The organism is Candidatus Falkowbacteria bacterium, assembly GCA_018674305.1.
Taxonomy (GTDB): domain Bacteria; phylum Patescibacteriota; class Patescibacteriia; order UBA11705; family JABHMO01; genus JABMRF01.
The window spans coordinates 147,046-173,941 of the sequence record JABHAL010000004.1 but is presented as its reverse complement, the minus strand read 5'-3'; the positions used below and the strand labels follow the sequence as shown (position 1 = coordinate 173,941).

Genomic DNA, 26,896 nt, shown 5'->3' with positions numbered 1-26,896 from the left:
CACCCACAATTAAACGTTCAAACTAACTCGGTTGCAAAAACCGTTTATCAACACTTTTGGAGAGATTCCAAAAGAACAGCTAAAAATTTTCTTGTTCCTTATTTAATTTAACAATTAAAAATTTTCTCCACAGCTCAGAGTGCAGGCTTTGAACCAACATCAATTTAGCGGAACCAATTTTGTTTCTTTTCAAGACGCAAGGAGTGAAGTGATGCTAAATGCATCGTGAGCGACGCGCAACGCAGAAAAGGAATCAAATTGAACCGCCCAAAGGGAAGCAAAAAAATTACTGATTTCTTTGTCACTCCTCATTGAAGTATTTTTCAACTACTCCTGCATCGTCGTTTCTTGAAATCATCTATTTTTTAGCTTCTAAACTTGATGATGGCTCACAGTCTGCACTCTAAGGTCTTTCTTCACTTTCAGAAAAAACAAAAATAAAAGTAGGGCTTTGTATGCCCTATTTTTATTTTAAATATATTGTTACTAAATATTTTACACTTCCTTGGTTTTTTCCATTTTATTATACTCAGCTACCAAATTACTTATCCGCCGAGAAACTTCACTAGCAAAAGGAACTTGTTTAAAAACAAACCTTTCTTTTTCACCTGCAGTCTGAATATGTACGTTTCCAAAATTTAAAAGAGTTGCCCAAAAACCATCAACCTCTGAAGTGATATCCTGCATTTGACCTAGATCTTTTTCTGAAACGATTCTAGAAAACAATCCTTTTTGTTCAATGTTAATTATCCTTTGATTAGTTACAATCCAAACATCTAAATAATAATCAACAAAATTTGTAAATGCATATAAAATCACAAACAAGTAAAACGCGCTACCAAGTAAAACTATTAAAGCTGCAATAATATCAGATTCAAAATAATTTGTATAATTATAAATAATCACAAAAAAGATAATAGGAATAGCGGCTAAACAAATATTAGTCAAAGCTATTTTTAACACTTCAAGCCAATGCCTACGCAAGAACATTAAAATATGTTCATTCGGTTTTTGATTTGGAAAATGTCTATGACTATACATAATAAAATAATTTAATTAATACACTTGTCCAGAAGAGGTGACTCCATATAATTTAATAAAAGTATTTTCCCAATCAATCTGAGCAATATAATAATATGAAATAAATAAAGCCAAAAGCGTAACAACAATATAGCCAATCGTAATAACATATGCCCCAAAACTCACGAAACCAAATCGCAACATGTGATATAAATTGAAAAAACTAAAAAACAAAAATATCAGAATGTATAATAAATAAATGAAAAGAAAAATTGTAATTGGAATTTCCATAGCGACCCAAAAAAATATTATTCGAATATTGTACAAATATTATACCAATATTATAACCTAATCACTAAATATTTGTTTAATATCTGTGTAATATCTATTTAATATTAGTTTGTTTTTTATTCAAATGTTTGTAAGCATCTGCTGTAACTATTCTACCACGATTTGTTCGATTAATAAAACCCAACTGTAATAAATATGGTTCATAAACATCTTCAATAGCTTCCATTTCTTCAGAGGTCGCGGCAGAAATAGTATTTAAACCGACGGGGCCACCGTTAAATTTTTCTATAATCGTTAATAAAATTTTGCGATCAATTTGATCTAATCCATATTCGTCAACATCCAACATTTGTAAAGTTTTATCTACAATTTGTGAATCAATCTGGCCACTATTTTTTACTTCAGCATAATCTCTTATTCTTTTTAATAGTCGATTGGCAATACGTGGAGTTTTACGAGCCCGCTCAGCAATAGACAAGGAACAATCCTCAATAAAATTAACCTTTAGAATATTTGCTGATCTTTTTATTATTTCATCAATGTCTTCATGCTCATAAAATTCCAAAGCAAAACTATTACCAAAGCGGTCACGAAGAGGGGAGGACAATTTAGATAATTTTGTAGTTGCACCAATCAAAGTAAATTTCGGTAAATCAATTCTTAAAGTTTTTGCTGAGGGACCTTTACCAATTACAATATCCAAAACAAAATCTTCCATAGCTGAATATAAAATTTCCTCCACAATTCTATTCAAACGATGAATTTCATCAATAAATAAAATATCACCATCCTCAAGATTAGTTAAAATAGCTGCCAAGTCGCCACTTTTCTCAATTGCTGGTCCGGTTGTAACTCTCATATTAGCTCCCATTTCACCAGCAATAATATGAGCCAAAGTTGTTTTTCCCAATCCGGGTGGTCCAAATAAAAGCACATGTTCAATGGGTTCGCCTCGAAGCTTGGCTGCCTCCATGAATATATTCAAATTATTTTTTATCTTATTTTGACCAATGAAATTCTTCAAATCTTTTGGACGCAAATTCTGATCAAACTCATTTTCATTGGAGTCTAAGTTGGCTGAAACAATTCGGTCGTTGTTAGAATCAATCATATTTGGTTTTTGCAGCGACATTTGATATGGTGTGTAGGAAAGGGAATAGTCGCGACAATTCCCTGCCTCTACACATTATTTTACATCAAATTTATGCAAAAACCAAGTATTATTGTTATTGCCAACAAAATTAGGAGCCTTTATAACGTAGGATCAATTTTCCGAACCTGCGATGCCATTGGTGCTGAAAAATTATATTTAGCTGGTTATACTGCTTCACCAAATGAAAAACCAATTCAATTAGCCAAGACTGCTCTTGGTGCTGATTTAACTGTCCCCTGGGAAAAGATCAAGACCTTGGCACCAACCATCAAAAAATATAAATCTTTGGGTTATGAAATTATTGGACTGGAAGAAGTTAAAAACAAAAGTTTGGATTACAGAAAATGGCAACCAAAAAATAAAGTGGTTATTATTCTTGGCAATGAAGTAACCGGTATTCCTTCAAATATTCAAAAACAATGTGATAAAATCATTTCACTCCCAATGTTAGGCATAAAGAAAAGCCTTAATGTAACTGTAGCTTTAGGTGGCTTATTGTATTATATTTTAGCCACTAAGTGACCCCTTCGGGGCTAAAATTAAGTAAGAAATATTGACATTAAATACCTTTCATGCTATAGTGGCTAGTTCTATGTTCATTTTACTTCATCTAGCCATGTAGGAGCATATCATGAATTGGTCCAATATATTTGGAACAATGACCATGGTATTTGGAATTGCCATGGTTATTCTTGGGCTTTCAGCTCAAGTGCTAAAAAACTTCAAGGAAAAAAGAAGTGGAAATCCTTTAACATTAGCGGTCTTAGCTTGTGCAGTTTATCTTTCTCGAGCTGGTTATGCTATAACAATTGATTCTTTCTACATCTTGATTCCTGACACCATTGGCATTTGTCTTTCGGCAATTACTATTATTCAGTGGTTTTACTACAAGAAACGAATATAGATCTCAATGCCGGGTTGGTGGAACTGGTAGACACTGGGGACTTAAAATCCCTTGGGGTAATTCCCGTGCGGGTTCAAATCCCGCATCCGGCACTAATTGTCTCAAACTTTAAATGGAGGTACTCATGTACTGCATTAGATTTTATATCGAAGGCAGAGGAAGTAGAGAAGTGATTATTACTAAAACTGAAGCTGTTTATGACCTGATAGGAATTCTTGAAAAATCAAATATAGCTTCAAGAATACATGTATTCCACTGCGGAACAGGCTCTGAATTGGACATTGAGAAGGGACTGGAAGTTATTCCCTTTGATGTCAGACAAGCCCGTGATGAAGCAGTTCTGGCTACAATGTCTTCTCCTTAAATGAACACAAAAAGTTCTAGTCTCTCACGACTGGAGCTTTTTCTTTTTCTAATATTTACAACCTATATTTCTTCTGATATACTCTGAAGTACAATCGCTGGAAACCTTGGGGAGGAGTGAGTATGAGAGACAAAACCTTTCGTAGACACCATGATCAAAGGATGAAAGACCGAGCAGAAGATCTGGTTCTGAATACATTCAGAGAAGATCCTATTGATCCAACCACCAAAGCAATGGCTGTAAAAAGGGCAGATCACTTGAGTGCACCGGCAAAGGTTGCCAAAGAAAAACTTCCCTTTGATAAAAAGCCATTAGCGGTAAGAGCAGAAATAACAGAAAACGAGTTTCTGAGAGAACTATAGAACAAACAACAAACCAAGCTTCAAGCACACCACTTGAAGCTTTTTTATTAGCCCTTGACAAAACATTAATTATTCTATATAATTTTAATACTTTCACATAATAGGAGGTGGATGATGGCAGATGAATTTGGAAACAACGAATTTACTGGAGTTGGTCTTGCTACCATGCGAAGGACATTGGTCCATGAGGAGATGGAACGGAAAAAGTTCGCACGAATTCAGACGCCGGAAATAAAGCCGGATTTTCAGCCTCTTACGACGTTCATTGAACCCAAGGAAAAGGATCCTTTCCCTTGGCTTAAGTAGCCTACATTACCACATTAAATCACAAAGCTCCCAGTTTACACAAAGCTCTTACTGGGGCTTTTTTTTATATTGACATTCATAATAATTTTGCTATAATGACCTTACATTTGATTGCGGGAGTAGCTTAGTCCCGACGTCACGTTGTTCGTCGGGATCCCGAAATTTAGCTTTGCTAAATCATCGGGATTGGTTAGAGCGCAAATAAACAAAAATTAATTTTTAAAGGTTGCGCGATTTTTAAAATATTATGCGGGAGTAGCTTAGTCCCGACGTCACATTGTTCGTCGGGATCCCGAAATTTAGCTTTGCTAAATCATCGGGATTGGTTAGAGCGCAAATGAATTTAAAAAGGTTGCGATCAAATTAAAAATTTATGCGGGAGTAGCTTAGTTGGTAGAGCGCAACCTTGCCAAGGTTGAGGTCGCGAGTTCGAGTCTCGTCTCCCGCTCCATTCTTCGCTCTGTATTTCATCAGAGCTTCGAATGGCAAGCCATAACAAGTCATGACAATCCATTACATTAAATAAGCCTCGGTGGCGGAATTGGTAGACGCGCTGGACTTAAAATCCAGTGGTTGTATAAACCGTGCCGGTTCGATTCCGGCCCGAGGCACCATTCTTCGCTCTGTATTTCATCAGAGCTACGAATGGCGCGGCCATAAAAAATACGGTATCTTACCGCATTTTTTATTGACAAATAATATTTCCATTAATAATATTCTCTAAGATATAAATCTGATCGAACAGATCCCAGAAAACCAATAATTCAAAAACGCCCACGATAACCATCGGAGCGTTTTTTATTTTATGTTTTACTTTATGAACTTTACAAACTTTCAACTTTTTACTGCTTAATAGGCATCACAATATACAAATAATCAGTTGTTCCTTTTGGTCTAATTAAACAGGGGAGATTATTATCGACTAAACTTATTTCAACTTCGCTAGCATCAACATTATTTAATCCATCAAGTAAATATCTATAGTTCAAAGTTGTATCATTTGTTTCACCAGTGAATTCAACATCAATATCAGCTTTACTTTCACCAAGTTGAGAGTTTGTAGCTTGTACAGTTAATCCTTTTTGAGCTTCAAACACTAAATTAATATCAAATATTCCTGTCTTGGAAAATAGGGCAACTTTTTTTATAGCTTTAACTAATTCTGAAGTTGAGGTAATAATCTTAGTTTTTGTTTCTTGTGGAATAATCTGTTTATAATCTGGATACTGTCCTTCAAGTAGTCTAGATATTAATTCAATATTAGCACAAGTAAATAGAACTTGATTTTCGGTAATATAAATTTCCAAATTTTCTGGAGTATCAGCCTTGTCCTTTAAGTTACCAAGGATTCTAAGTAATTCTTGTAAAGTTTTTAGTGGTACTATAACTTCTTGTTCTTGTTCATTCTTTTCTAATTCCACAAATTTTTCAGCTAACCTATAACTATCAGTTCCGACCATTACTAATTTGTTTTTACTAAGTTTATTAAAGTTCATTAAAATACCACTTATTTCAGGTCTTGTTTCTGAACTTGCTACTGAAAATATAACCTGCGATAGAGCTTTTTTAAAATCACTGATTTTAATAGTAAACGGATCTTTCTTTTCAATTTGAGGAATAACTGGGAAATCATCAGCAACAATTCCTTTCATTTTAGTTTCAGAGGATAGACAGGCTATCTTCATAAAATCATCTGCTAATAATTCCATATTAACTTGGTCTTTGGCTAAAAGATTAACATAATCAGCCAGAAGTCTTGCGTCCACTGTGAAGCTTCCTTCTTTTTCAACTTTACATCTAACAACACTACTAATCCCTATTTCTAAATTTGTACTAGAAAGTTTCAAGCTTCCTTCCTTGGCTTCAAGCAGTACATTGTTTAAGATAGGTAAGTTGATATTTTTATTTACAAGGTGTCCTGTAGTTTGTAACCCGAAGTTTAAGTTCTCTTGAAGACATGTGATTTTCATAGATTCTCTTTTTTATAATTCTATATATATAAAAACAATAATAATAATAAGGCTGTGGATACGGGTGGATAAGTGCTTTTTTGTAATTAGTTTATTGAAAAAATCATTGCGTAACCCTGTTGACATGGGTGTAGATGAACAGTCCTTAAATGTTTATAAGTGGTCTTTTGGTGATTTCGAAATACTTATGAACAGAAATGACTAAAAGTTATAAACAAGAATGTGGACATTTTTTTATATGGTTATGCACAACTTATCAAGATGAATATACCTTTTGTTTGATTAAATTTATTTCTTGACGCAATTTTTCATCTTCAGCAATTAATCTAGAAATTTTATCGTAAGCATGCATAGCAGTTGTGTGATCTCGACCACCTAGTTCACTTCCTATCATTGGATATGAACAGCTTAATTCTTCACGAAGGAGATACATTATGATTTGGCGAGGAAAAGCTAATCTTTTTTCTCTACTTTTACCTAGAATATCGTCCAGTGATAGTTCATAAAAACCACTAACCAAATCAATTAGCTGTTTTGCAGAAACAGCACCACCCTTTTTACTTGATTCAGAAATTGAAAATAGTATCTTTTTGATATTTTCTAGAGTAGGTTCAAGTTTATTTAATTGATGGTAAGCAATAATCTTATTTAGGGCACCTTCGAGTTCACGAATATTATTTTGAATATTCAAGGTGATGTACTGAATAATGTCTCTTTCTAATAAAAATTCTTTTTCTTGGCATTTAGTTTCCAAAATGGCAATTCTGGTTTCAAGATCAGGTTGAGAAATATCAGCAATCATTCCCCATTCAAAACGAGATAATAAACGATCTTCTAGGGTAGAAATAGCTTTTGGTGGACGATCAGAAGTTATAACAATCTGTTTATCTCTCTGATGAAGATCATTGAAAGTATGAAAAAAAGCTTCTTGAGTTCCTTCTTTGCCAGTTAAAAATTGAATATCATCAATTAGTAGAACATCAGCAGTACGGTAAGTATTATTAAAACGAACAGCCTGGCCAGAAGAAATTGAACTTATAAAGTCATTGGTAAATTGTTCACAAGTTACATAAACGATCTTTTTTTCAGGATTTTTTTGTGAAACGGCATGCCCAACGGATTGTAGTAGGTGAGTTTTTCCTAATCCAACACCACCATAAATAAAAAGAGGGTTATAAGTTAATCCTGGTTTTTCAGCCACAGCTAAAGCTGCAGCGTGAGCTAGTTCATTAGCTTTACCAACAATAAAGGAGTCGAAAAGATATTTAACATTGAGTCCTTGTTTTTTTGTTTGCTTAGCGAGAACTTCATTTTGGGTAGCTTCTGGGATTTGTTCTTGAGTAGAAACAGTTTTCTTTAATTCATCTATTTGTTTGTTGTAAGATTTTAAGCTTTGAACTTTATAGTTTATTTCTTTAATTCTCTCTTTGCTTTTTGTTTGAATAATCTTGTATATCTGTTGGTGGTATTTTTGTTTTAACCAGGCTTGTGAAAAAGTATTAGGCACACCAACCTCAATACATCCTTCATCATTTTTTATAATAAAAGTATTTTTTAACCAGGTGGTAAAACTGGCTTTACTTAAGGAGAGTTCAAGTTCACCAAGAACAGCTAACCAAAGTTGCTCATTTTGATCTTCCATAGCTTTTTATTTTTATTAGAGATTACTTATAGTAGAGGACTGTTTTTATTTTAGCACTCAACTAACATGTGGACAAGCTGTTGAAAAGTTACTAAACTGTTAATATCATGTTGATAACGTGGAAGGTAGCTCTAGAGAAAATTTTATAATAGTCTGAAAAAAAAAGCAAGCTATATTAGCCTATTGACAAAAACAAAATAAAGAAGTATACTTTTGAAAGTTAATATCTAGCACAAAAATATGCCAAAAAGAACATTTCAACCGAATATTCGGAAAAAGCTGAAAAAGCATGGATTTCGATCCAGAATGCAAACTAAAAACGGCCGATCAATTTTAAAGAGAAGACGAGATAAAGCTAGAACAAGCTTAAGTTCTTCTGACCGTTGATAACTGGAACAAATATAGAAAAGAAGCTACACTATAAGTGGTTTCTTTTTTGAATAAAAGAAACCAGAAATTTAGTAATGCTTAAAAAGTCTATTATGTTGAAAAAGGAAAACAGAATAACTAAGCAAAATGAATTTGATGCCTTTTGGGGCAAAGATTTTAAACAAAAAAAAGGGTTGAATATAGCTGGAAAATTTTTGATTGTTAAAATATTTAATAATAGCCTTAAATATAATAGATTTGGATTTATTGTAAATAATAAAATAGATAAAAGAGCTACTGAGCGAAATAAAATAAAAAGGCGACTTAGGAATATAGTTCAAAGAGAGCAAAGTCAGATCAAGGGAAATTATGATTGTTTAATAATTACTAAACCAAGTATAAAGCATAAAGAACTTGGGGAAATTAAAACTGAGCTAATTGGACTTCTTAAAAAATTGAATCTTTTATGAAATTAAACCATCACTTAAAATATTTTCCTAGGATTTTTGTTCTAAAGTTGATAAAAATTTATCAAAGTACACTGTCTTTTGATCATGGCCCATTGAAGGATAATTTTCCGGGAGGCTATTGTAAATATAAACCATCTTGTTCAGAATATGGCTATCAGGCAATTGAAAAATATGGAGTATTTGTTGGTGGGGCAAAGGCAGCTTATAGAGTGCTTCGTTGTAATCCCTGGTCCAAAGGTGGTCATGATCCAATGAAATAATTTTTTGAGAAAATGAAAAAGAGCGTTGATGATATCAACGCTCTTTTGTTTTTGACAGACTATTCTTCGTTTTCTTCATTAATAGAAGATTTCAACTTGATTAGAAAGTATATACCAATAATGGCAATTACCACTAGTAGTAGACCCAAAAGCCACTGTATTCCAATTATAAAAAGAAATGTTCCTAGGCAAGCAAGACCAGCATAAATCAATGCTCGGAGAAGCGGGCGGGTGGATCCTTTAAAAAACCTTCCTTGAACAAAAGTTACAATGAGTACTATTATAAAAATGAAAAAGTACATTTTCATGGAGACTCCCTACTTAGATTGTCGGACAAAATGAACCTTGATCTTAGTAATCTCAAGTCCATAACTGTCAAACAATGGTTTTAGGCCAGTTCGTACTTTATCAGTGAAAACGAAATTATTATCTACTTCAACAAAAGATAATTGCTGAAGTAGTTTAATAATCCTTGTTTTAGTATTATTTTGAACTTCTTGCAATAGACGTACTAATCCATATTTAATAGTAGTAGCAGAAAAAGACATACTCAAACTAATTTTAAGATCAACGTGAACCTGGTCTTTGGTTTTAAGCGCCTCATTACCAATCATTTCTAGGCCGATTTTTGCTTGTGAACTGGACTTTCTGGTTGAAAGCCAATAAAGCAGAGTTCCAAGAATTAAAACAGCACTAATAGTAATTATTTCAGCCATGGTTATCTCCTTCTAATTGATTTTAAGGAACTTGTTATATTAACATAGAGATTAAGCTTTGTCAAGGTTGCTATTTGTCGTAAAATACATAAGGGTTGAAGTGGATTTTTATAATAAAAAAGCTCCTGTTTGTAGTTACAAACAGGAGCTTGTGGTTTTACTTAGTAATTAGTAGTACTTACTACTACTTTGCAGGATCAACTGGCGGTACCGGAGCCTTCTTGGCAGGTGTCGGGGGCGGAGTCGGAGCAGCGGTCGTTGCAGGAGCATCATCAGCCGGTGCATCCTGAGTCAGCCGATCAGATACTGCTTCGGCCAGTCCACCAACCTTTTCAACGACACCATCGACCAGTTTACGAGCAGCGCTACCCTCGGGCATGCTGGCCATAAAGCCTTCGAGAGACTTCCCAATTCCCATGGCGTTGTTGTACTTACCAACGATGTCCGCAGCAGAGGTGGGATCCCCAAACAGCGTCATTTCCGCATTGCTCAGCATCGTACCGAGCGCCGTGGCCTTGGCGATTTCCACTTCCTTCATGGCCTCGATCTTGGCCAGAGTGATCTGCAAGTCGATACCAGCACGGCCGAACTCTTCCTTCTGCTCCAAAGCCTTACGCTCCACAGCAACTTCAGCGTCCTTCACTGTCACGGATGCGCGGTCAACTTCGACCTGCTTGGCAGCCACGTCGACCACAATCATCTGACTTGCGCGATCAACTTCGACCTGCTTGGATCCGACCTGTACAGGCACCATGTCCGCAGCTTGCTTACCAGCTGCCTCACGTTTCAGAGTCTCCTCTACGGCCTGAGCTGCCTTGACCTTGGCGGAGAAGTCAGCTTCTGCAGCTTCCTTACGAGCTTCAGCATCCTTCTTGACTTCATAGGCAGAAGCATCAGCCTTACGCTGAAGGGTTACGTAGTTCTTCTCTGCGTCGGCTTCGGCAGCAATGATCTGCTGCTCTTTGTCACGCTTAGCAGCCTCGACGACCTCGACGGTCTTCACAGCCTGCTCATTGGTTTCACGGAGAGCCTCAGCGGCCAGTCGGGCAGACTCAGCCTTGGCGCGCTCTTCTTCCTTGGCCGCGATTTCAATTTCCTTGTCACGGTCAGCCAGAGCCTGTGCCTTGTCACGTCCAACCTCGGCTACACGGACAGCCTGCTCACGGGCCTTGTCAGCCAGTTCCTTCTTCTTCTCGGCATCGATAATCGCGGCTTCCTTGTCGCGTTCAGCGATCTCAACCTTCCGAGCCTTGTCCACGTTCTCGAGCTCAACTGCTCGATCCTTGCCGATCTCACGCTTGGCAACAATTTCCTGCTGCTCGATCTCGAATTCATCGGCCTTACGCTTGGCTTCGGAGTTGGCCATTTCTACGTCACGTCCCTGCTCTGCCTCGGCCCTTTTCTGGTCGAGTTCGAGAGTCAGGACCTTTTTGCGAGTCTCAACGTCCTTGTCCTTGATGTCGCGCTCAGCGTCACGCTCCAGTTTATTGGTAACGACACGGGCAGCCTGAGTAATCTCAGCTACGCGCTTGCGACCCTGGGCGTCGAACACGTTGGATTCATCAAAGTCCTTGATGTCAGCCTGGTCCAACTGAGAAACAGTAACTGTTTCCAGCGTCAGACCGTTGTGCGTCAAGTCCTCGGTTACGGCTTTCTTCACGTCGTCCGCAAACTTTTCACGTTCAGAGTTGAGTGCGAAAAGCGTAGACTTCGCAGCCACGGTTCGTAGTGCAGATACCAGCTTCTCAAATACCAGGTCCTTGATGGTTCCCGGATCAACCGAGCGATCACCAAGTGAACGAGCGGCACTGACGATGTCCTCGTCTGCAGGCTGAACCTTGATATAGAATTCTGCCTCAAGATTGCCACGCAGATAGTCCTCGGTAATGAGAGCTTCTCTGCCTGCACGTTTAACGTCTAGCCGCATGGTCTGCAAAGAGACCTCGATGACTTTGTGGATGACGGGAATAACCAAGATACCTCCATCGAGGATAATCTTTTTCCCGCCCATGCCTGTTCGCACAAAGGCCATGTCGGCTGACGTTTTGCGGTAGAGTTTTGTAATAACTACCACAATCGCCAGAATGAGAAGGGAAACAATCCCAAAGGCCATCATAATGAATTGCGCCAGGCCTCCCATCTCGAATTTGGGAATCAGTGCTGGGGCCAAAAACGGCCCAATTGCCAGAATCAGTGATACCACCAACCAAAGAATGTAACCCATGTTTTTCCTCCCTATTTGAGTGAATGGGCTCTACAAAGAAACGACCACTATAAATTAATAGCAGTAATTTATGATTTTACTAGTTCTGGGGGTGCTTTCTTTACCAAGAAACAGCCCTTTTCTTTATTGTAGGTAACAATCAGAACAGAATCTCGAGCTTTGATTGGATTATCAGGGTCAATGTTAATACCCTTTTTTTCCAGCATGGTATGATTGTCGTCAACGACTTGGAAAAATCCAGTGTTGTCGCTAAAATCATAGTTTGCTTTACCGATTTTTCCGTGTAATGAGGCAGTGCCTTTTACATAGGTTTCCTTGGTTGGCAAATATCGTCCGATTAATCGAGCAATTGAACCAGTCAAGAATAATGCACCTAGGAAGGCTACTGAATAGGAAACTGTTCCAAAAATGACAGACGTGAAAGTGATCGGCTTGAGAATCAATAGACTACCAATTCCAATCCCTGTAAAAAGGAAAAGGAACGTCATCATAATGATGGACAGTGGACAACGACCAATTCCCAAAAGATTGAGAATTGAGTGCATTAGTCCGTGAGCCTGTTCGACTTCGTGGTCATGTTCACTTTCGTGACCAACGTCATGATCAGTTTCAACGTCGTGTTCCACGTCAATGTCATGATCAATATCGTGATCAAGGTCATGTTCAGCTGCTGCGTCATGCTCTCCGACACCCATTACCGCCAGGACTAGGAACATCAAGCCAAGAATGAACGTGGCTAAATATCCTGCACCGTACCAGGCAATGAAGTCAGGGAGAGTAAGGGCAGCTACCGGTAAAAATGGTAGAAGCCTAGAAAAATTCATATCAACGCCTCCCTTTGGTTTTACTCTTGGGTATTTTCACCCGCATTTTCAATAGTTGAATCAATATCAGCAGCCTTGGTGTCTACCACCTCAACTTCAACTGCTTGAGCAACTATTGTTTCTGGTTCATTTGCCGGGGTCAAATCACCCAAAGCCAGGGAGTCGAAAGCTGGCGAGGACAGAAGCATAGTCGCTTTGCTCGCAGGCCCTTCGATCACTTGCGTTTCACCGGTAGCAGCACTCAAAGCCATCTCAGCCTTGAATCCTTCTAATAGTCCAGCTACTTTCTGAGTTTCCAGCTGTTTGTTGATTGAAAGATCAGCCCGCTGGCCAGATACATCAGCAAGAGCATCTCCAGCTGTCAGCTGAAGAGCTTTACGCTCGATTTTGCCAGCGATTTGGTCAAACCTCTGTGCTGCGCCATCAATGTTAAAGCCAACCAGTTCCGCTTGAACTTGTTCTCGGATCTTGTTGATCTGCTGGAGAGCTTTGAGGTTTTCCAGTTTCTCCAAGCGTGTTTTTACCTGTTGCTCATTGGTCCGGAAGGTGACAATAGCATTGTCAGCTGCCGACTTTTGGCTCTCATACAGCGTCGCAGTCGTCGCGAGCTTACCTTGCAAGCTAAGAACTTGCTGGGCAAGTCGCTGTGCCTCTGTAGTTTTGCCAGCACCTAAAAAGACCTTAATGGCCTTCTTGAGTTCGTCCAGCTGAGCAACGTCAGTTTCCAGTCGAGCCCTAGTCTCTAGAGACAGAGCCATTGTCTGGGAAACTGAGCTTCGGTTAGCTTCCAGTTGAACGAGCATTTCCCTGGAATCTTCTTCCAGTGTGGCCTCATTGACGTTTTCCTCGCCAAAGATGCCGTTGATAATGTTGTCCCAAATTTTACGAAACAAACCTCGACCTCTCTTCTTTCTAGCCATTGGGTTCCTCCTTTTTAGTTTGAAATCATCATTGTTAACGATCCTTCTATAAATAAAATCCTTATGTAAAGGACACTACATCTTACACATTATATTTTATTTGTCAATGTTAAAGAGTACTTTTTGTTTAATTTTAGACAAAATTAAGACATCGGGAATCTTGGAGCATTTCAAATTAAATAGATTAATGGTAGAATTAGGTTATAAGCGGTAGATTTTAGATAGTAGGTATTTATAATTTTATTGTTCCTTATTCTTTATGAGTCTTGATAAACAAATTGCAAAAAATACAGTTATTCACTTGGCTGGTAAATTAATCAGCCTAATTTTAGGATTGGTTGCTATAGCTGTAATGGCGAGATATCTAGGGCAAGAAGGTTTTGGTTATTATATTACGGTAACTGCATTTTTACAGTTTTTTGGAATTTTAGTTGATTTCGGATTAACATTAACAACAGTACAAATGATTTCTAAGCCCGGAGTAAATATTAGCCGGACTATGAATTCCATTATTTCATTCAGAGTTATTACTGCTTTTTGTTTTTTACTTTTAGCGCCCATTTTAATTTGGTTTTTCCCGTATAATATTTTTATAAAGCTTGGCGTAATTATAACGGTGGCTTCGTTTTTTTGTATTACAATAATCCAAACCTTAACGGGAGTCTTTCAGCAAAAACTAAAAATGTTCAAATTAACATTAGCGGAAGTTATTGGTCGAGTTGTTTTTGTTGCTTTAGTTGTTCTTGCTGCCTGGTTAGGAAAGAACATTTATTGGATATTTGGGGCAATGTCAATTGGAAGTATTGTTAATTTGGTAATTGTATTTTTGTATTCGAAAAAATATATTAAATGGAGACTGGAATTTGATTTTACCATCTGGAAAGAATTGATCAGTAAAACTTGGCCGATTGCATTATCAATTTCTTTTAATCTGATTTATTTAAAAATGGATATTATTATATTATCTTTATTCAGAAGTCAGGGGGAAGTAGGTTTGTATGGCGCAACCTATCGCGTGGTGGATATTTTGACAATGCTCCCCGCTGTATTTATGGGGATTGTTTTACCAATTGCCACAAAATATTATTTAGAAAAGAATAAAAAAGAATTACGTGCGATTTTGCAGAAATCATTTGACGCATTAATGATTTTTGCGGTACCAATAACGATAGGAACTTTTGTGATTGCTGAAAAAATAATGATTTTCATTGCCGGAGCGGAGTTTATACCATCAGGTGAAATTTTGAAAGTTTTGATCCTTGCGTCATGTGCAATTTTTGCGACAAGTTTATTTGCTTATGCGGTAGTAGCAGTAAATCGACAAAAAACAATGATGTGGGGATATTTAACTGTGGCAGTATTGACGTTGGTTGGTTATTTTATTTTCATTCCAAAGTATGGATATTGGGGTGCAGCCTGGATGACCGTTTTTAGTGAAGCATTGATAATGATATGGACCGCAGTTCTTATCTATAGAGCAATAAAATTTTTCCCAAGTCTAAAAACATTTCTAAAGACAATCCCAGCAGCTATAATTATGTCTGGAGTTTTGTATTCTGTGAGAAGTTGGCATGTTCTTATTTTGTTAATGATTGCCGGAGTGGTTTACTTCGGGTTTTTGTATTTGTTTGGCGGGATCAGAAAAGAAACGATTCAGGAATTTGTAAAACTGAAATAATATGATACCAGAAACTAGAATTCTGATAACTAAGTTTCCATTTAAGGCCAGTTTGAGCGGAGTGGAAAAGCATACATTTAGTTTAGTGAAAAATTTAGAGGGCAAAGGGGTGCGCTTTTTTTTGTTGGCCTCTTGTCCTGTGATGCTTAGTGAGTTCAAAAAACAAGGTTGGCCAAATCAACGATGGTGGCTAGGTTTAGCACCAGAAACTCGTGGTTCAAAAGTTACTTTTTTATTTAGTTGGCCATTATTAGTTTTGAGTTCGTTGATCGGATTGGTGTATTGTCGATATAAATTTAAAATTGAAAAACTATATTGCCTGGGATTAACTGATAAATTAATTATGACACCAGTGGCATTACTTTTGGGTTATAAAGTTATATGGCCAGAAGCTTTGTCAATAGATCCGACATTAAGCAATAACATATATCGCTTTTTATATAAGTGGTGGAGCTCAAAAGTTGATGTTGTGGCAATTTCCCATTTCGTTAAACAAGAATTAGAAAATTTGGGAGTAAAAGATGTAATTGTTATTCGTCATGGAGTAGAGCCAACAATATTCAAAAAGCAAGAGGATTTGTTTGAAATGATGGCCGAGAAAAGATCTGTAAACTATGAAAAAAGAAATTTTACAGTTGGTTGCGTGGCAAGACTAGATGAAATAAAGGGGTTGGAATATTTGATTAAAGCTGTTGATATTTTAAAAGATAAAATTCCAAACATAGATTTAATAATTGTTGGGGAAGGACCACAAAGAAAAAATTTACAATGGCTAACTGAAACGTTCAGGATGGGAAATAAAGTTAAATTAGTTGGGTACAAAGATAATTTTTTGGATTGGATTTATGATTTTGATGTTTTTGTTTTACCGTCGCTCAAGGAGTCATTGGGAATTACTTTAATCCAAGCAATGGCCTGTTCAAAACCTGTGATTTCAACTTTGACCGGTGGTATTCCGGAAGTTGTAGAACATGGTAAAAACGGCATCTTGGTTGAAGTCGGTAGTCCTCAGGCATTAGCCAAAGCAATTTTGTTGTTGTATAAAGAAAAGGATATCGCTCAGCAATTTGTAGAGGCAGGGCTACGCAAGGTAAAAAGTAAGTTTTTACTCAGTGAAATGTTAGATGAATACAAAAAGGTTTTGTTGAGTTAATTATAAATATATGATTTATTTGCTGACAATTTATTGTGTGTTATTTGCCATATTGGCATGGAAACGAATTGACTGGGCAGTGGCCTTCGTTATATTTTGTTTACCAACATATTTGATTCGATTTTCGGTTTTTGGTTTACCAATGACTTTGCTGGAAGTGATGATTTTGTTACTGTTTGTTGTTTGGTTGATTAAGAAAGTTACAAATGCTGCAAATTTTTACAAATATTACAAATCCGTAACTTTAAGTAATTACAAGTGGTGGATTTTGATATTTTTGTTTTTTGCGACAGTTAGTGTTTTTGTTTCACCAGATAGAACGGTAGCGCTTGGAATTTGGAAAGCTTATTTTATCGAACCAATTTTATTTTTTGTAGTATTAATAAATATTCCCCGACTAAAGTCAGGGGTAAAGTTGGTTTCATTAATTACTGGGGCTCTTGGTGCTTCCGCTTTGGTGGTTGCTATCCCGGCAATTATTCAGAAGTTCTGGCCAATTGGAATTGAAAACTCATTCTGGGCAGCTGAAGCTACGCGTCGAGTTGTTTCGTGGTATGGATTTCCAAATGCGGTTGGTTTGTATTTAGCTCCGATTGTTATTTTGTTTTTAGGTTTGATTATTGTTTTTTTTGGAAAAGGGAGACGCGATAAATCGCGTCTGTACAGTTGGGTTTTTGTGCTTTCGTGCTTTTGTGTTTTAGTGCCATTATCCGCGATTATCTTCGCTCGCTCCGAAGGAGCGTTGTTCGGAATCTTGGCAGCAGTTATTTTTCTAGGATTATTTTACCCAAATAAAAGATTGCGACTTATTTCGCTCGTTTCGCTTGTTTCGCTCGTCTTGCTCGTCTCTTTTATTCCTCAAGCACGAACTTACGCTGTTGATAAAATTTCTCTGTCTGATCATTCAGGTCAAATTCGCGTTCAGCAATGGAAAGAAACGTGGACTATGTTAACGGACGGGAGAGAAGTTTTTGGTGCAGGATTAGCTGGCTATCAAACTACTATCGAACCTTATCACGCAGAGGGGATTTGGATTGAAGATAAACAAGATCCTGAGTGGCTAAGAAAGGTTTTGTATAATGAAGAATTCAAAAAGCAAGCTTGGCAGCCAACTGAGATCTATATGTATCCACATAATATTATTTTAAACTTCTGGAGTGAGATAGGTTTGTTTGGCATGTTGGTGGTGTTGGTTTTGGGAATGAAATTTTTGATGAATTATTGGAAGGTTAAAAATAGAGAAAATCAGAAAATATACTTAGTTCTAATTGCAGTCATGGTTGCAATTCTAGTTCATGGTTTGGTTGACGTGCCGTATTTTAAAAATGATTTAAGTGTTTTTTGGTGGCTCTTGTTTGCAGTTGGTTGGCTGGTTTCTCGTAGCAAAACAAAAATTGAATTTTGTAAAATTTAGATTATTACTTGGCCCAAAAGTGGAGGGCTGTCCCGCAGTAATTACGGGGCATGCTAATTCCAGTGGACGTTTCAATCAAGGAGGGCTGCCAGAGTGGTTGAATGGGACGCTCTCGAAAAGCGTTGAGCCTGAAAAGGTTCCGTGAGTTCAAATCTCACGCCCTCCGCTTTTGGACTAAGGGGAGATTGATAGGAATAGAAAATAAATTGTTATGAATCATGGTAACCCGCATCACATAGTTGAGGCGGTTTTATATTTTTAAATAAAAAACCTCCACTTTTCTTTGAAAAGTGGAGGTGTGTTGATTAACCTTAATAGAAAATTGGAGGAGTAATTTTGTGTCCGCAGAAGGGACAAGCTACAATAAACATTTCAATCCCCATAGTTATGAGCTGTGCTCTGCCCTCTGAGGTGTGCCAAGCAATATCTAGAGTATCGGCAGTGCATTCGTCTTGCAGAAGCTTTTCTTCTGTAATAAGAGCATCACACCTGTGAGTAAAACAGTGACTACTTAATTGGGTCCAGAACTCCCAAAGTCGCTGTTTTTCAGCCTGGAGTTTCTTGATTGCAATCCAGTGGTCAAATCCCATGTCATCTTCGGTCAAAGAATCAATGTCGCAGATAACCAGTTCCAGTGCGTCTGAGTCCGCAAAACAATCTTTAAGAGCTTCTTCTGATTCGAGGTGAACCAAGAAACATTTGGAAACTCGGCGATCTTCGTCAGGTTGTTCTTCTCGTGGATCACGGCCAATCTCGTCAAGCCAACACCACTCAACCAGGTCTTCAAGCGTTACTGTTTCCAGATGAATTTCTTCGTTGGCTTCGCGTAGCGCAGCGTGTGGAACACTGATGTCTGGCAAGTTACGCTCATGCTCAGGCAAGTTTTCATTGTGCTCATTATCTGCGTCAAAATGACCACCAACGATACATAATTTTTCCAAGCACGGCCACTTGGCTCGCTTGATTAGGGCCACCCTTTTCCAACCAATTACCGGAAGGAGATCTACTGCTAGAACTGATTTTTTGCCTTTATACGCCATATTTCCCCTCGAGTATAAAAGTTTAAAGAACGAATGACAGTTTATTATAGTGTAAATTAAACATTTTGTCAATAGGAAGGTCTGTTGATTAAATTTTGGTTAAATTTTGTAAAAAATGTTATAATAAACAAGACAAAATATAAGCTCGAATAATTCAATTCGAAAATTTTTAATATTTAACTTAAAATTATGTTACATTTTCTAGAGAAATTTTATCAGCACACTAGAAATACATTAATGTGGTTCATTGTGTATTTTGTTTTGCAAACTGTTATCTGGATTGCCTTGGGTGTTTTGGTTTTGGTTTATCCTCAAACTTTGTTTATTTTGTTCGCCCTATTTTTTGTCTTGATAGCAGCAGTGAACGTTTATTTTGCAATTCTGTTTATTCATTATTTTACAAAACTAAAGAAATTGAAAGACACTTTAAAAATTGGTTAATGATTTGAATATATGGTTAAAGTCAAAAAATTAATTATTCCAGTGGCTGGGTACGGAACTAGATTTTTGCCAGCTACAAAGGCGCAACCAAAAGAAATGTTGCCAGTAGTTGATAAGCCGATTGTTCAGTATGTGGTTGAGGATGCAGTAAGGTCTGGTATTGAAACAATAATTTTAGTTACCGGTAGTGGTAAACGAGCCGTGGAAGATCATTTTGGTTACAATTATGAATTGCAGAATTTTCTAAGAAAAGCGGGAAAAGAAGAAATGCGAAAAGAGATTAAAAAAATTGCGGACATGGCCAATTTTATTTATATACGGCAGAAAGGTCCATATGGCAATGGTACACCAGTTCTGTGTTGCAAGCATTTGATTGGAGATGAGCCGTTTGCTGTAATGTGGGGAGATGAATTTTTTTATACCAAGAAAAAACCACAACTCAAACAATTAACGGAAGTTTATGAAAAATATGGAGATCCTGTTTTGACTGCCTATGGCGTATCCAAAAAGGACACAAATAAATATGGCATTATTGATGGGCTGGAAGTTGAAAAAGATGTTTTACAAGTTAATACAATAGTAGAAAAACCAGGACCAGAAAAGGCACCTTCATTATTAGCTTCTCTTGGTGGTTTTGTTTTGACACCAGATATTTTTGAAGAATTAGAAAAAACCAAATTAGGAAAAGGCGGGGAATTGTGGTTGGTTGATGCTATTTTTAAATTATCCAAGAAGCGACCAATTTATGCCAAGAAGATTGATGGTATTTATTATGATACAGGTTCAAAGCTTGGTTATTTACGTGCGAACGTTGAATTGGCACTAACTAGGCCGGACCTGAGAGCTGACTTTAGAAAGTATTTGAAAAGTTTAAAAATATAAAAATAAATATGACAAAAACAAAAACATACAAAATAGTATCAATTTTGTTGTTGGTGGCTGTGAGTTTTTCTGTTTCTGCTTGTACCAAAGGGGGCGATGGAAATGCGCAAAAAGCTTATAAAAAGGAAACTTTAGTTTGGTGGAATTTGTGGGATAACTCGGCAGATGTACAGGGTCTTATAGCAGCATACAAACAATTACATCCGAATGTAAGGATTGATTATCACAAGCTTCGATATGATGAGTACGAACAAGAATTAGTAGAGGCTTTGGCGGAAGATCGAGGACCAGATGTTTTTACCATGCAGAATACTTGGGTAAAGCGCTATATGACCAAGTTACTGCCAGCACCAGACAAAGTGGTAACTCCAATTAAATATATTAAAGGTTCAATCAAAAAAGAAGAAATTGTAGAATTTAGAACAACAAAATTACCTACCCCAGCTGAAGTTAGAAAAAAATATTTAGATGCCGTTTCTTTAGATACAGTTGTTGTTAACGATACAAGTAACAAAAAGAGTGAGCAAATAGAGAGGGTTTGGGGATTGCCCATGAGTATGGATTCTCTGGTAATGTATTATAATAAAGATATTTTGAATAATGCCGGGATTGTTGAGCCAGCAAGTAATTGGAATGACTTTCAAGAGCACGTGAAGAGAATTACCCAAATAAGTAAAGATTCAGGGCAAATACTATTGTCTGGAACTGCGATGGGCACGGCTGACAATGTAGAAAGAAACTTTGATATTTTATCACTTTTAATGATGCAGAATTTAACTCCAATGACTAATGCTTATGGTCAGGCTACGTTTACTGAAAAACCAGAAGGCGTAACAGGAGTGTCTGCTCCACCAGCTATAGGAGCAGTTGAATACTATACTCAGTTTGCTTCACCACTACACGAGGTTTATACTTGGAATAAGCAGATGCCTAATTCAATAGATGCCTTTATTGATGGCAAAGTAGCATATGTATTTGGTTATGCGCATCATCGTGAACGAATTAGAGCAGAGGCACCACAATTGGATTTCAATGTTGCACCAGTTCCGCAGGTCGGAGATAATCAGAGAGTTAATTATGCGAGTTACTGGGTGCAGGGCGTGTCTAAGAAAACTGAGATTAAGGATTATGCTTGGGATTTTGTTAATTTTATTACTAGTGAAAAAAATGTTGTTGAGTATTTGAATGAAACTCAGCAGACCACTGCTTTGCGTTCAACTAAGTTGATTAATGAACATTTAGCAAATGAATTATTATCGGCAAAGGCTGATCAATTATTAACGGCCAAGAGTTGGTATCGGGGAGAAAGTCCAATTGCAGCTGAGGGAATTTTTAATTCAATGATAAACTATATTTTAGAAGGAACTTTGGAAATTGATGAAGCAATAGAGAATGCTGCCAGTCAAATAAATTACTCGATAAAAAAGAAGTTATGAAAAAACAAATTATATTTGTAATTATTTTAATTAGTTTTGGTTTGCTGGTTGGACAATCAACACTGGCCTTTCCTTCAATTGTTCCCGGCGAATGTTTAGGAGATGCTCCTGTTGATAAATGCAACCTAGGAAGTGTAGAACAAACTATTGCGAATGTTGCCCAGATCATTTTGGGAATTTCAGGATCAGTTACTCTTCTGGTTTTTGTAGTTGGCGGTATCATGTATATGCTCTCTGGTGGGAACAAAGAAAGAATAGGTAAGGCAACAACTATGTTAAAAAATGCTTTTATTGGTCTAGTTATAATATTTTTATCAGGGGCTCTTATAAAGACTTTATTAAAAGTTTTAGCAGGTTCCTAAATTATTTAATATGTATAAAAAAATAGTAGGTGTTTTATTGCTTTCATGTTTTTTCTTTTTCGTAGTGTCAATTGCTGTTGTTCACGCGGATGCTATTTCTGATGCTACCAGTAAGATTAATTCAACGTTTGGTGACGAAATTGTTAAAAGTGATGATTTTAATGCATTAATTGGAAAAGCTATTGGTATGGCATTGGGGATAATCGGGACAGTTGCTTTGGTGATTTTTATCTATAGTGGTATAATATGGATGACCTCAGGCGGTAATGAAAAAAGAATTAAGACAGCCGAGCATTCAATGATTTGGGCGGCTTTGGGGTTATTTATCATTTTTATGAGTTATATACTAGTAAGTACAATAATTTCTAAATTCGGAGTTTAATAATTTAATATATATAAAAAATTAATAATTAAGAAAATGCACATGTACGTAGACACAAACAAAATCAAAATGTTCGCGGGACTTTTCCTAGTAATTTTCATGCTTGCAACATTTGCTTTACCAGCCGTGGCGCTTGAGGATCCAGCACCAGACCCATTTGGGATTGGCGCAGTTGGTGACAACACAAATTTAGGAAATAAAGATTTGAAGGAAACTATTGGAGCTATAATTAAAGTTGCACTTGGATTTTTGGGTGTGATCGCGATCGTAATTGTTTTGATCGGAGGCTTTAAATATATGACAGCTGGTGGTAGCGATGAGAAAGTACAAGAAGCGAGGAAATACATTGTTTCTGGTATAATAGGCGTAGCAATTATTCTAAGCGCATACGCGATTACCAGTTTTGTAATCACTAATCTAGTTACTGCAACAACCGAATAAAAAAGTTTAAAGGGCAGATTTATCTGCCCTTCTCATTAGTTAATAATACACATTGTTAATTAATGAGAAGAAAGCTTTTTAGAAATAAGATTCTATGAAAAAAAACTCATATTTTTTAATTGTTTTTATATTATTGATCGGAATTTGTTTTTTAGCTATTCCTAATTTAGCTATAGCTGGCGATTTTGCGGATGGTTTAAAAGGAGCAGCTGAAAAACCGGGCTTATTGCCTAAAGCTGATAATACAATTGAAAAGGTTATTGGTCAGTACATTGGAGTTTTTTTTGGCTACGTTAGTATTGCTTTCCTAATTATGATTGTTTACGGCGGAATTATGTGGATGACCGCTGGAGGTACTCCGCAAAATGTAGAAAAGGCAAGAAAAACTTTGATCCATGCGGCGATTGGTTTAGTTGTTACCTTAATGGCATACCAATTAACTGCATATGTAATTGCTAAGATTTCCGGGACTCTTTAGTTTATTAGAGGTTTTAATTTATATTGAATATGCTTAAAAAATTAGTATTATTTTCAATCATTATCAGTTTATTGGTTTTTAATTTAACTATAATCACCAATAATGTTTTTGCTAGTGGTGCTACTGACAAAGCCAAGGCAGGTCTTGATGCTGCTGCGCCTGGCGCCGGATTTAGTACTACAGCCGCTGATCCAGCGGGTGTAATTGGTAAAGCTTTGAAAGTTGTAACTTCAATTTTAGGAATTATTTTTGTGATCATAGTTGTTTATGGTGGAATCACCTGGATGACCGCTGGTGGAAATGCTGATCAGGTGAAAAAAGCTCGAAGTATGCTGATTGAAGGTGTGCTAGGTATGGCCGTAACTATGGGTGCTTATGCAATTGCTTATTATTTTGTGGAGAAGCTTAGTACAGCAGCTGGAGTTTAATAAAGTAAAAAGTAAAAGGTAAAAAGTAAAAGGTAATCACTTGTTACTCTTTACTTATTACTCTATACAAAAAAATTATGAATTTTTTACGTCAAAATCCATTTACATTAAAAGTAGTAACATTTTTGTTAGTAATCTGTTTCAGTTTTGTTCTGTGTGGTGGAATTGCTTTGGCTGCGGATGGACCACTTGGTGAATTGGGTAATGTAGGTAAAGGTTTACACGGTGCAGATAAACCAAAAGCAGATTTACCTACAATTGTTGGTAGTATAATTAAAATTATTTTAACTTTACTTGGTATTATCATGGTAATATTAGTTGTTTGGGGCGGTGTACAGTGGATGACCGCAGGTGGCAACGAAGACCAGGTAAAAAAAGCAAAGCAAATGTTGACTAATGCTGTAATTGGTTTAGCTATAACTTTGGCAGCTTATGCGATCGCCTACTTTGCGGTTGATTATTTAGTTACAGCAACAACCACCTAAAATAAATCAAATCAATATGAAAAATTTAATTGTAATTTTAACTTTGTGTTCTCTGTTTGCTATGCCCCTGGTAGCTACAGCAGCAACAATTGGTGGTGATCCTGTCAAGGAAATGGAAACATTCAAAGACAAAACTGGATATACAGGTAAGGGAACTTTAGTAGATATCGTTGGTAATATCATCAAGATAGTATTAACATTGGTCGGCATAATAACTGTTGTAATTATTGTTTATGCTGGATTTTTGTGGATGAGTGCTGGTGGAAATGAAGATCAAGTGAAAAAAGCTAAACAGTGGTTAAAAAATGCAGTAATTGGTCTGGCGTTAATTTTAGCAGCCTATGCAATTGCTGATTTCGCAGTTAGTTATCTATTCGCAGCGACTACAACTTAAGGAGATTTTAAATAATTAAAATTAGTATGAAAAAATTGTTTGTGATATTAACGCTATGTTCTTTATTGGTTATGCCAACAATGACTATGGCAATGGATGTTGATTTAACTAAAACTACAGCAAAGGGTTTAACCGACTTTCAAACTCAAGCGGGGTATGCAAGTAGTGATAAAAACTTAGTTGAGATTGTTGGTAATGTCGTCAAAATTGTGCTAACATTACTGGGAGTCGTAGTGCTAGTAATAATCATTTACGCAGGTTTTCTCTGGATGACGGCCGGCGGTAATGAGGACCAAGTAAAAAAATCGAAACAATGGTTAATAAATGCGGTAATAGGCCTGGCCTTGATTTTAGCAGCTTATGCAATCTCCAGTTTCGTAGTGCAAAATCTTGCATCAGCAACAACTAAATAATAAGATAATAAATAATTAAATATAGAAAACTTATGAAAAAAGTAATGCCAATTTTAGCAATATTATCTTTATTGCTATTACCAGGAGCTATTGGAGCTCAAGACATATTAGATCAAGGCTTAACTCCTATGGATGCTGAAGGAAATATGGAGTTTTTTGCTAAAGACTTTGGTCAAGACAAAGACGGAACAGACTTGGTTGGTATAATCGGTAACATTGTTAAGATCGTTTTGACCTTACTTGGAGTGATTGTTCTAGTGATTATTGTTTATGCTGGATTTCTATGGATGACCGCTGGTGGAAATGAAGATCAAGTGAAAAAAGCTAAACAGTGGTTGATTAATGCTATTATTGGTTTAGCGTTGGTCTTATCTGCTTACGCAATCTCCAGTTTTGTAGTGACCAATTTGTCGTCAGCTACTACAGTCGCAAATTAATTTTCAGACAATAAAAAAGCTGCCCTCCAAGCATGGGAAAGGGCAGCTTTTTTGTTTGCCAGCACATCAAGGGACATTTATCCCCGTAGCCGACACAAAGGTTATATTAAAGAGCGGCTTGGTTAGATACTTTTGAGTGAATAAATTACTTAGATTGGAAAAAAAGAAAAAAAGCAAGAAAGCAAGAAAACAATTATTAAATCAGTTTCTTGAACTCTTCGACTAAATCAACAGGCGTAGGATCAACTTTATTGATTAGGGCTAAATAGTAGGAAGTCCATTGGCCAAGTAGTAAAGTACTTAACAGTTTGTAAAAAGCTGAGCCAGATTGCATATCGATTATTTCAATGTCCAGCTTGTCAGCAAGTACTTTCTGGAAAACATCCATTCTTTTTTGAATGTGAGCATGTTCTTCTAGATCTTTTAATATAATTATCTTGTAGTTGCCAATAATATTGGTGTAGCCTACCATTTCATTGTGGTTTAATTCTGGAAAAGCATTCCAAAAACTTTGGGTCTTGGTATTTTCGTTGAAATTAATTTTCCAGACCATCGCCACATACTTCCAGATGTTGGAAGTGTAGATAACTGGAATTTTATTTTGCAAAGATTTTGCTAACTTCTCAGCCTGAAGTTGCATTTCTTTCTCAGAAGATAAAGCTTTTTCCACGTCAGAGGTTAATTCTGCGAAATTAAGGTCTACCAGCTCGGAATTGGCTAAAACTTTCAGTAGAGCGCCCATTACGTAGCCGTAGGCCATACGTGGTTGTTTGGTGTCCGGAATTTTAATGAACTTATATCCTTTTTCTTGAGCTATTTTTTCTAGCTTTCCGCCATGTGCCAGAACTACAATTTGTTTTAGGCCTTTGGTTTCTGCTTCTTCTATTGCAGATAAGGTCTCTTCTGTATTTCCTGAATAAGAATCAAAAAAACCGCACCAGTTTTCATCTACCACCTGTGGTAGAGAATAGTCGCGGTTGATCTTAAAAGGAATATTAAAATTTGTTTTAGCTGTTGCTAAAAAAGTTTTCAAAAGATTGGCTGGTAAGGCAGAGCCTCCCATACCACAAAAAACTATTTTGGTGGTTTTCTTGTCAATGCTAAGATCTGTTTCAGTAAAGGCAGTTGTAAACTGCTTTGGTAAGTCGGCAATCACTTGATAAAGATTTTGTGAATCAAATTGTTCACGAAGTGCCTGCATAAAAGAATAACTAACGAAGAAATGAACAGTGAACAG

General features: G+C 36.7%; 34 protein-coding genes and 4 tRNA genes. 28 read left to right on the top strand and 10 right to left on the bottom strand.

What is annotated here, in order from left to right:
• Window positions 1-495: 495 nt before the first annotated feature.
• Both HN643_01945 and ruvB read right to left on the bottom strand, forming a co-directional pair.
• Window positions 496-1,041 carry a hypothetical protein gene (locus HN643_01945; GenBank protein MBT7500409.1) on the bottom strand — a complete coding sequence of 182 codons (546 nt, stop codon included), beginning with the start codon at window positions 1,039-1,041 and terminating at the stop codon, window positions 496-498.
• A 364-nt stretch (window positions 1,042-1,405) separates the two neighbouring features.
• Window positions 1,406-2,443, bottom strand: coding sequence for a Holliday junction branch migration DNA helicase RuvB (ruvB, locus tag HN643_01940; protein MBT7500408.1), 1,038 nt, complete (start codon window positions 2,441-2,443; stop codon window positions 1,406-1,408).
• Window positions 2,444-2,515: 72 nt separating this feature from the next.
• Between ruvB and HN643_01935 the strand changes: the two genes are divergently transcribed.
• The 8 genes from HN643_01935 to HN643_01900 all read left to right on the top strand — a co-directional run bounded on the left by HN643_01935 (window position 2,516) and on the right by HN643_01900 (window position 5,014).
• The gene (locus tag HN643_01935) at window positions 2,516-2,986 is read left to right on the top strand and encodes a TrmH family RNA methyltransferase (GenBank protein ID MBT7500407.1); all 471 of its coding nucleotides are present in this window, start codon (window positions 2,516-2,518) and stop codon (window positions 2,984-2,986) included.
• Window positions 2,987-3,095: 109 nt separating this feature from the next.
• Window positions 3,096-3,368: a hypothetical protein gene (locus tag HN643_01930; protein ID MBT7500406.1), complete on the top strand. Its 273-nt coding sequence runs from the start codon at window positions 3,096-3,098 to the stop codon at window positions 3,366-3,368.
• Between the two features lie 8 nt (window positions 3,369-3,376).
• Window positions 3,377-3,460, top strand: a tRNA-Leu gene (locus tag HN643_01925).
• Window positions 3,461-3,492: 32 nt separating this feature from the next.
• Window positions 3,493-3,732, top strand: coding sequence for a hypothetical protein (locus tag HN643_01920; GenBank protein ID MBT7500405.1), 240 nt, complete (start codon window positions 3,493-3,495; stop codon window positions 3,730-3,732).
• A gap of 122 nt (window positions 3,733-3,854) precedes the next feature.
• On the top strand, window positions 3,855-4,094 hold the full coding sequence (locus HN643_01915) for a hypothetical protein (GenBank protein MBT7500404.1): 240 nt from the start codon (window positions 3,855-3,857) through the stop codon (window positions 4,092-4,094).
• Window positions 4,095-4,208: 114 nt separating this feature from the next.
• Window positions 4,209-4,400, top strand: a complete 192-nt coding sequence (locus HN643_01910; GenBank protein ID MBT7500403.1) for a hypothetical protein — start codon at window positions 4,209-4,211, stop codon at window positions 4,398-4,400.
• A gap of 375 nt (window positions 4,401-4,775) precedes the next feature.
• Window positions 4,776-4,851, top strand: a tRNA-Gly gene (locus HN643_01905).
• Window positions 4,852-4,926: 75 nt separating this feature from the next.
• Window positions 4,927-5,014 (top strand) — tRNA-Leu (locus HN643_01900).
• A 228-nt stretch (window positions 5,015-5,242) separates the two neighbouring features.
• Here the strand turns inward: HN643_01900 and dnaN are convergent.
• Both dnaN and dnaA read right to left on the bottom strand, forming a co-directional pair.
• Complete coding sequence (gene dnaN / locus HN643_01895; GenBank protein MBT7500402.1) at window positions 5,243-6,370, bottom strand: DNA polymerase III subunit beta; 1,128 nt, start codon at window positions 6,368-6,370, stop codon at window positions 5,243-5,245.
• 256 nt (window positions 6,371-6,626) lie between these two features.
• Window positions 6,627-8,012 carry a chromosomal replication initiator protein DnaA gene (gene dnaA / locus HN643_01890; GenBank protein ID MBT7500401.1) on the bottom strand — a complete coding sequence of 462 codons (1,386 nt, stop codon included), beginning with the start codon at window positions 8,010-8,012 and terminating at the stop codon, window positions 6,627-6,629.
• A 240-nt stretch (window positions 8,013-8,252) separates the two neighbouring features.
• On the opposite strand from dnaA, the gene rpmH reads away from it, so the two are divergent.
• From rpmH to HN643_01870, 4 genes are all read left to right on the top strand, one after another.
• Window positions 8,253-8,399: a 50S ribosomal protein L34 gene (rpmH, locus tag HN643_01885; GenBank protein MBT7500400.1), complete on the top strand. Its 147-nt coding sequence runs from the start codon at window positions 8,253-8,255 to the stop codon at window positions 8,397-8,399.
• A gap of 95 nt (window positions 8,400-8,494) precedes the next feature.
• Window positions 8,495-8,851, top strand: a complete 357-nt coding sequence (rnpA, locus tag HN643_01880) for a ribonuclease P protein component (protein ID MBT7500399.1) — start codon at window positions 8,495-8,497, stop codon at window positions 8,849-8,851.
• Window positions 8,848-9,111, top strand: coding sequence for a membrane protein insertion efficiency factor YidD (yidD, locus tag HN643_01875; GenBank protein ID MBT7500398.1), 264 nt, complete (start codon window positions 8,848-8,850; stop codon window positions 9,109-9,111). The genes rnpA and yidD overlap by 4 nt, the downstream gene beginning before the upstream one ends.
• 12 nt (window positions 9,112-9,123) lie before the next feature.
• Window positions 9,124-9,318 (top strand): hypothetical protein, encoded by a 195-nt coding sequence (locus HN643_01870; protein ID MBT7500397.1) that lies wholly within the window; start codon window positions 9,124-9,126, stop codon window positions 9,316-9,318.
• Window positions 9,319-9,428: 110 nt separating this feature from the next.
• Here the strand turns inward: HN643_01870 and HN643_01865 are convergent, their stop codons facing one another.
• From HN643_01865 to HN643_01850, 4 genes are all read right to left on the bottom strand, one after another.
• Entirely contained in the window at window positions 9,429-9,827 is a 399-nt protein-coding gene (locus tag HN643_01865) for a hypothetical protein (protein ID MBT7500396.1), read from the bottom strand.
• 184 nt (window positions 9,828-10,011) lie between these two features.
• A complete protein-coding gene (locus tag HN643_01860; GenBank protein MBT7500395.1) occupies window positions 10,012-12,051 on the bottom strand; it encodes a hypothetical protein in 2,040 nt (679 codons plus the stop codon).
• 68 nt (window positions 12,052-12,119) lie between these two features.
• Window positions 12,120-12,875 (bottom strand): DUF1449 family protein, encoded by a 756-nt coding sequence (locus HN643_01855; protein ID MBT7500394.1) that lies wholly within the window; start codon window positions 12,873-12,875, stop codon window positions 12,120-12,122.
• A gap of 20 nt (window positions 12,876-12,895) precedes the next feature.
• Window positions 12,896-13,678 carry a hypothetical protein gene (locus HN643_01850; protein MBT7500393.1) on the bottom strand — a complete coding sequence of 261 codons (783 nt, stop codon included), beginning with the start codon at window positions 13,676-13,678 and terminating at the stop codon, window positions 12,896-12,898.
• 376 nt (window positions 13,679-14,054) lie between these two features.
• Between HN643_01850 and HN643_01845 the strand changes: the two genes are divergently transcribed.
• The 4 genes from HN643_01845 to HN643_01830 all read left to right on the top strand — a co-directional run bounded on the left by HN643_01845 (window position 14,055) and on the right by HN643_01830 (window position 18,206).
• Window positions 14,055-15,473: a flippase gene (locus HN643_01845; GenBank protein MBT7500392.1), complete on the top strand. Its 1,419-nt coding sequence runs from the start codon at window positions 14,055-14,057 to the stop codon at window positions 15,471-15,473.
• Window position 15,474: 1 nt separating this feature from the next.
• Window positions 15,475-16,626 (top strand): glycosyltransferase family 4 protein, encoded by a 1,152-nt coding sequence (locus HN643_01840; GenBank protein MBT7500391.1) that lies wholly within the window; start codon window positions 15,475-15,477, stop codon window positions 16,624-16,626.
• A gap of 10 nt (window positions 16,627-16,636) precedes the next feature.
• Window positions 16,637-18,040 (top strand): hypothetical protein, encoded by a 1,404-nt coding sequence (locus HN643_01835; GenBank protein ID MBT7500390.1) that lies wholly within the window; start codon window positions 16,637-16,639, stop codon window positions 18,038-18,040.
• A 79-nt stretch (window positions 18,041-18,119) separates the two neighbouring features.
• Window positions 18,120-18,206 (top strand) — tRNA-Ser (locus tag HN643_01830).
• Window positions 18,207-18,351: 145 nt separating this feature from the next.
• On the opposite strand, the gene HN643_01825 is transcribed toward HN643_01830, so the two are convergent.
• Window positions 18,352-19,080, bottom strand: a complete 729-nt coding sequence (locus HN643_01825) for an NUDIX hydrolase (protein ID MBT7500389.1) — start codon at window positions 19,078-19,080, stop codon at window positions 18,352-18,354.
• A 189-nt stretch (window positions 19,081-19,269) separates the two neighbouring features.
• On the opposite strand from HN643_01825, the gene HN643_01820 reads away from it, so the two are divergent.
• The 12 genes from HN643_01820 (at window position 19,270) to HN643_01765 (ending at window position 25,659) form a co-directional block, all read left to right on the top strand.
• Window positions 19,270-19,521, top strand: coding sequence for a hypothetical protein (locus HN643_01820; protein ID MBT7500388.1), 252 nt, complete (start codon window positions 19,270-19,272; stop codon window positions 19,519-19,521).
• Window positions 19,522-19,533: 12 nt separating this feature from the next.
• On the top strand, window positions 19,534-20,403 hold the full coding sequence (galU, locus tag HN643_01815) for a UTP--glucose-1-phosphate uridylyltransferase GalU (GenBank protein MBT7500387.1): 870 nt from the start codon (window positions 19,534-19,536) through the stop codon (window positions 20,401-20,403).
• Between the two features lie 8 nt (window positions 20,404-20,411).
• Window positions 20,412-21,839, top strand: coding sequence for an extracellular solute-binding protein (locus HN643_01810; protein MBT7500386.1), 1,428 nt, complete (start codon window positions 20,412-20,414; stop codon window positions 21,837-21,839).
• A complete protein-coding gene (locus tag HN643_01805; GenBank protein MBT7500385.1) occupies window positions 21,836-22,201 on the top strand; it encodes a hypothetical protein in 366 nt (121 codons plus the stop codon). The genes HN643_01810 and HN643_01805 overlap by 4 nt, the downstream gene beginning before the upstream one ends.
• A gap of 10 nt (window positions 22,202-22,211) precedes the next feature.
• Window positions 22,212-22,583: a hypothetical protein gene (locus HN643_01800; GenBank protein ID MBT7500384.1), complete on the top strand. Its 372-nt coding sequence runs from the start codon at window positions 22,212-22,214 to the stop codon at window positions 22,581-22,583.
• A 99-nt stretch (window positions 22,584-22,682) separates the two neighbouring features.
• Window positions 22,683-23,024: a hypothetical protein gene (locus HN643_01795; protein ID MBT7500383.1), complete on the top strand. Its 342-nt coding sequence runs from the start codon at window positions 22,683-22,685 to the stop codon at window positions 23,022-23,024.
• A 94-nt stretch (window positions 23,025-23,118) separates the two neighbouring features.
• Window positions 23,119-23,502, top strand: a complete 384-nt coding sequence (locus tag HN643_01790; GenBank protein ID MBT7500382.1) for a hypothetical protein — start codon at window positions 23,119-23,121, stop codon at window positions 23,500-23,502.
• Between the two features lie 29 nt (window positions 23,503-23,531).
• Window positions 23,532-23,930, top strand: a complete 399-nt coding sequence (locus HN643_01785; protein ID MBT7500381.1) for a hypothetical protein — start codon at window positions 23,532-23,534, stop codon at window positions 23,928-23,930.
• Window positions 23,931-24,007: 77 nt separating this feature from the next.
• Window positions 24,008-24,415, top strand: coding sequence for a hypothetical protein (locus tag HN643_01780; GenBank protein ID MBT7500380.1), 408 nt, complete (start codon window positions 24,008-24,010; stop codon window positions 24,413-24,415).
• Window positions 24,416-24,431: 16 nt separating this feature from the next.
• On the top strand, window positions 24,432-24,809 hold the full coding sequence (locus HN643_01775; protein ID MBT7500379.1) for a hypothetical protein: 378 nt from the start codon (window positions 24,432-24,434) through the stop codon (window positions 24,807-24,809).
• 26 nt (window positions 24,810-24,835) lie between these two features.
• Window positions 24,836-25,222, top strand: coding sequence for a hypothetical protein (locus HN643_01770; protein ID MBT7500378.1), 387 nt, complete (start codon window positions 24,836-24,838; stop codon window positions 25,220-25,222).
• A 32-nt stretch (window positions 25,223-25,254) separates the two neighbouring features.
• Window positions 25,255-25,659 (top strand): hypothetical protein, encoded by a 405-nt coding sequence (locus HN643_01765; GenBank protein ID MBT7500377.1) that lies wholly within the window; start codon window positions 25,255-25,257, stop codon window positions 25,657-25,659.
• Window positions 25,660-25,855: 196 nt separating this feature from the next.
• Here the strand turns inward: HN643_01765 and HN643_01760 are convergent, their stop codons facing one another.
• Window positions 25,856-26,860, bottom strand: coding sequence for a bifunctional phosphoglucose/phosphomannose isomerase (locus HN643_01760; GenBank protein MBT7500376.1), 1,005 nt, complete (start codon window positions 26,858-26,860; stop codon window positions 25,856-25,858).
• Window positions 26,861-26,896: the final 36 nt, after the last annotated feature.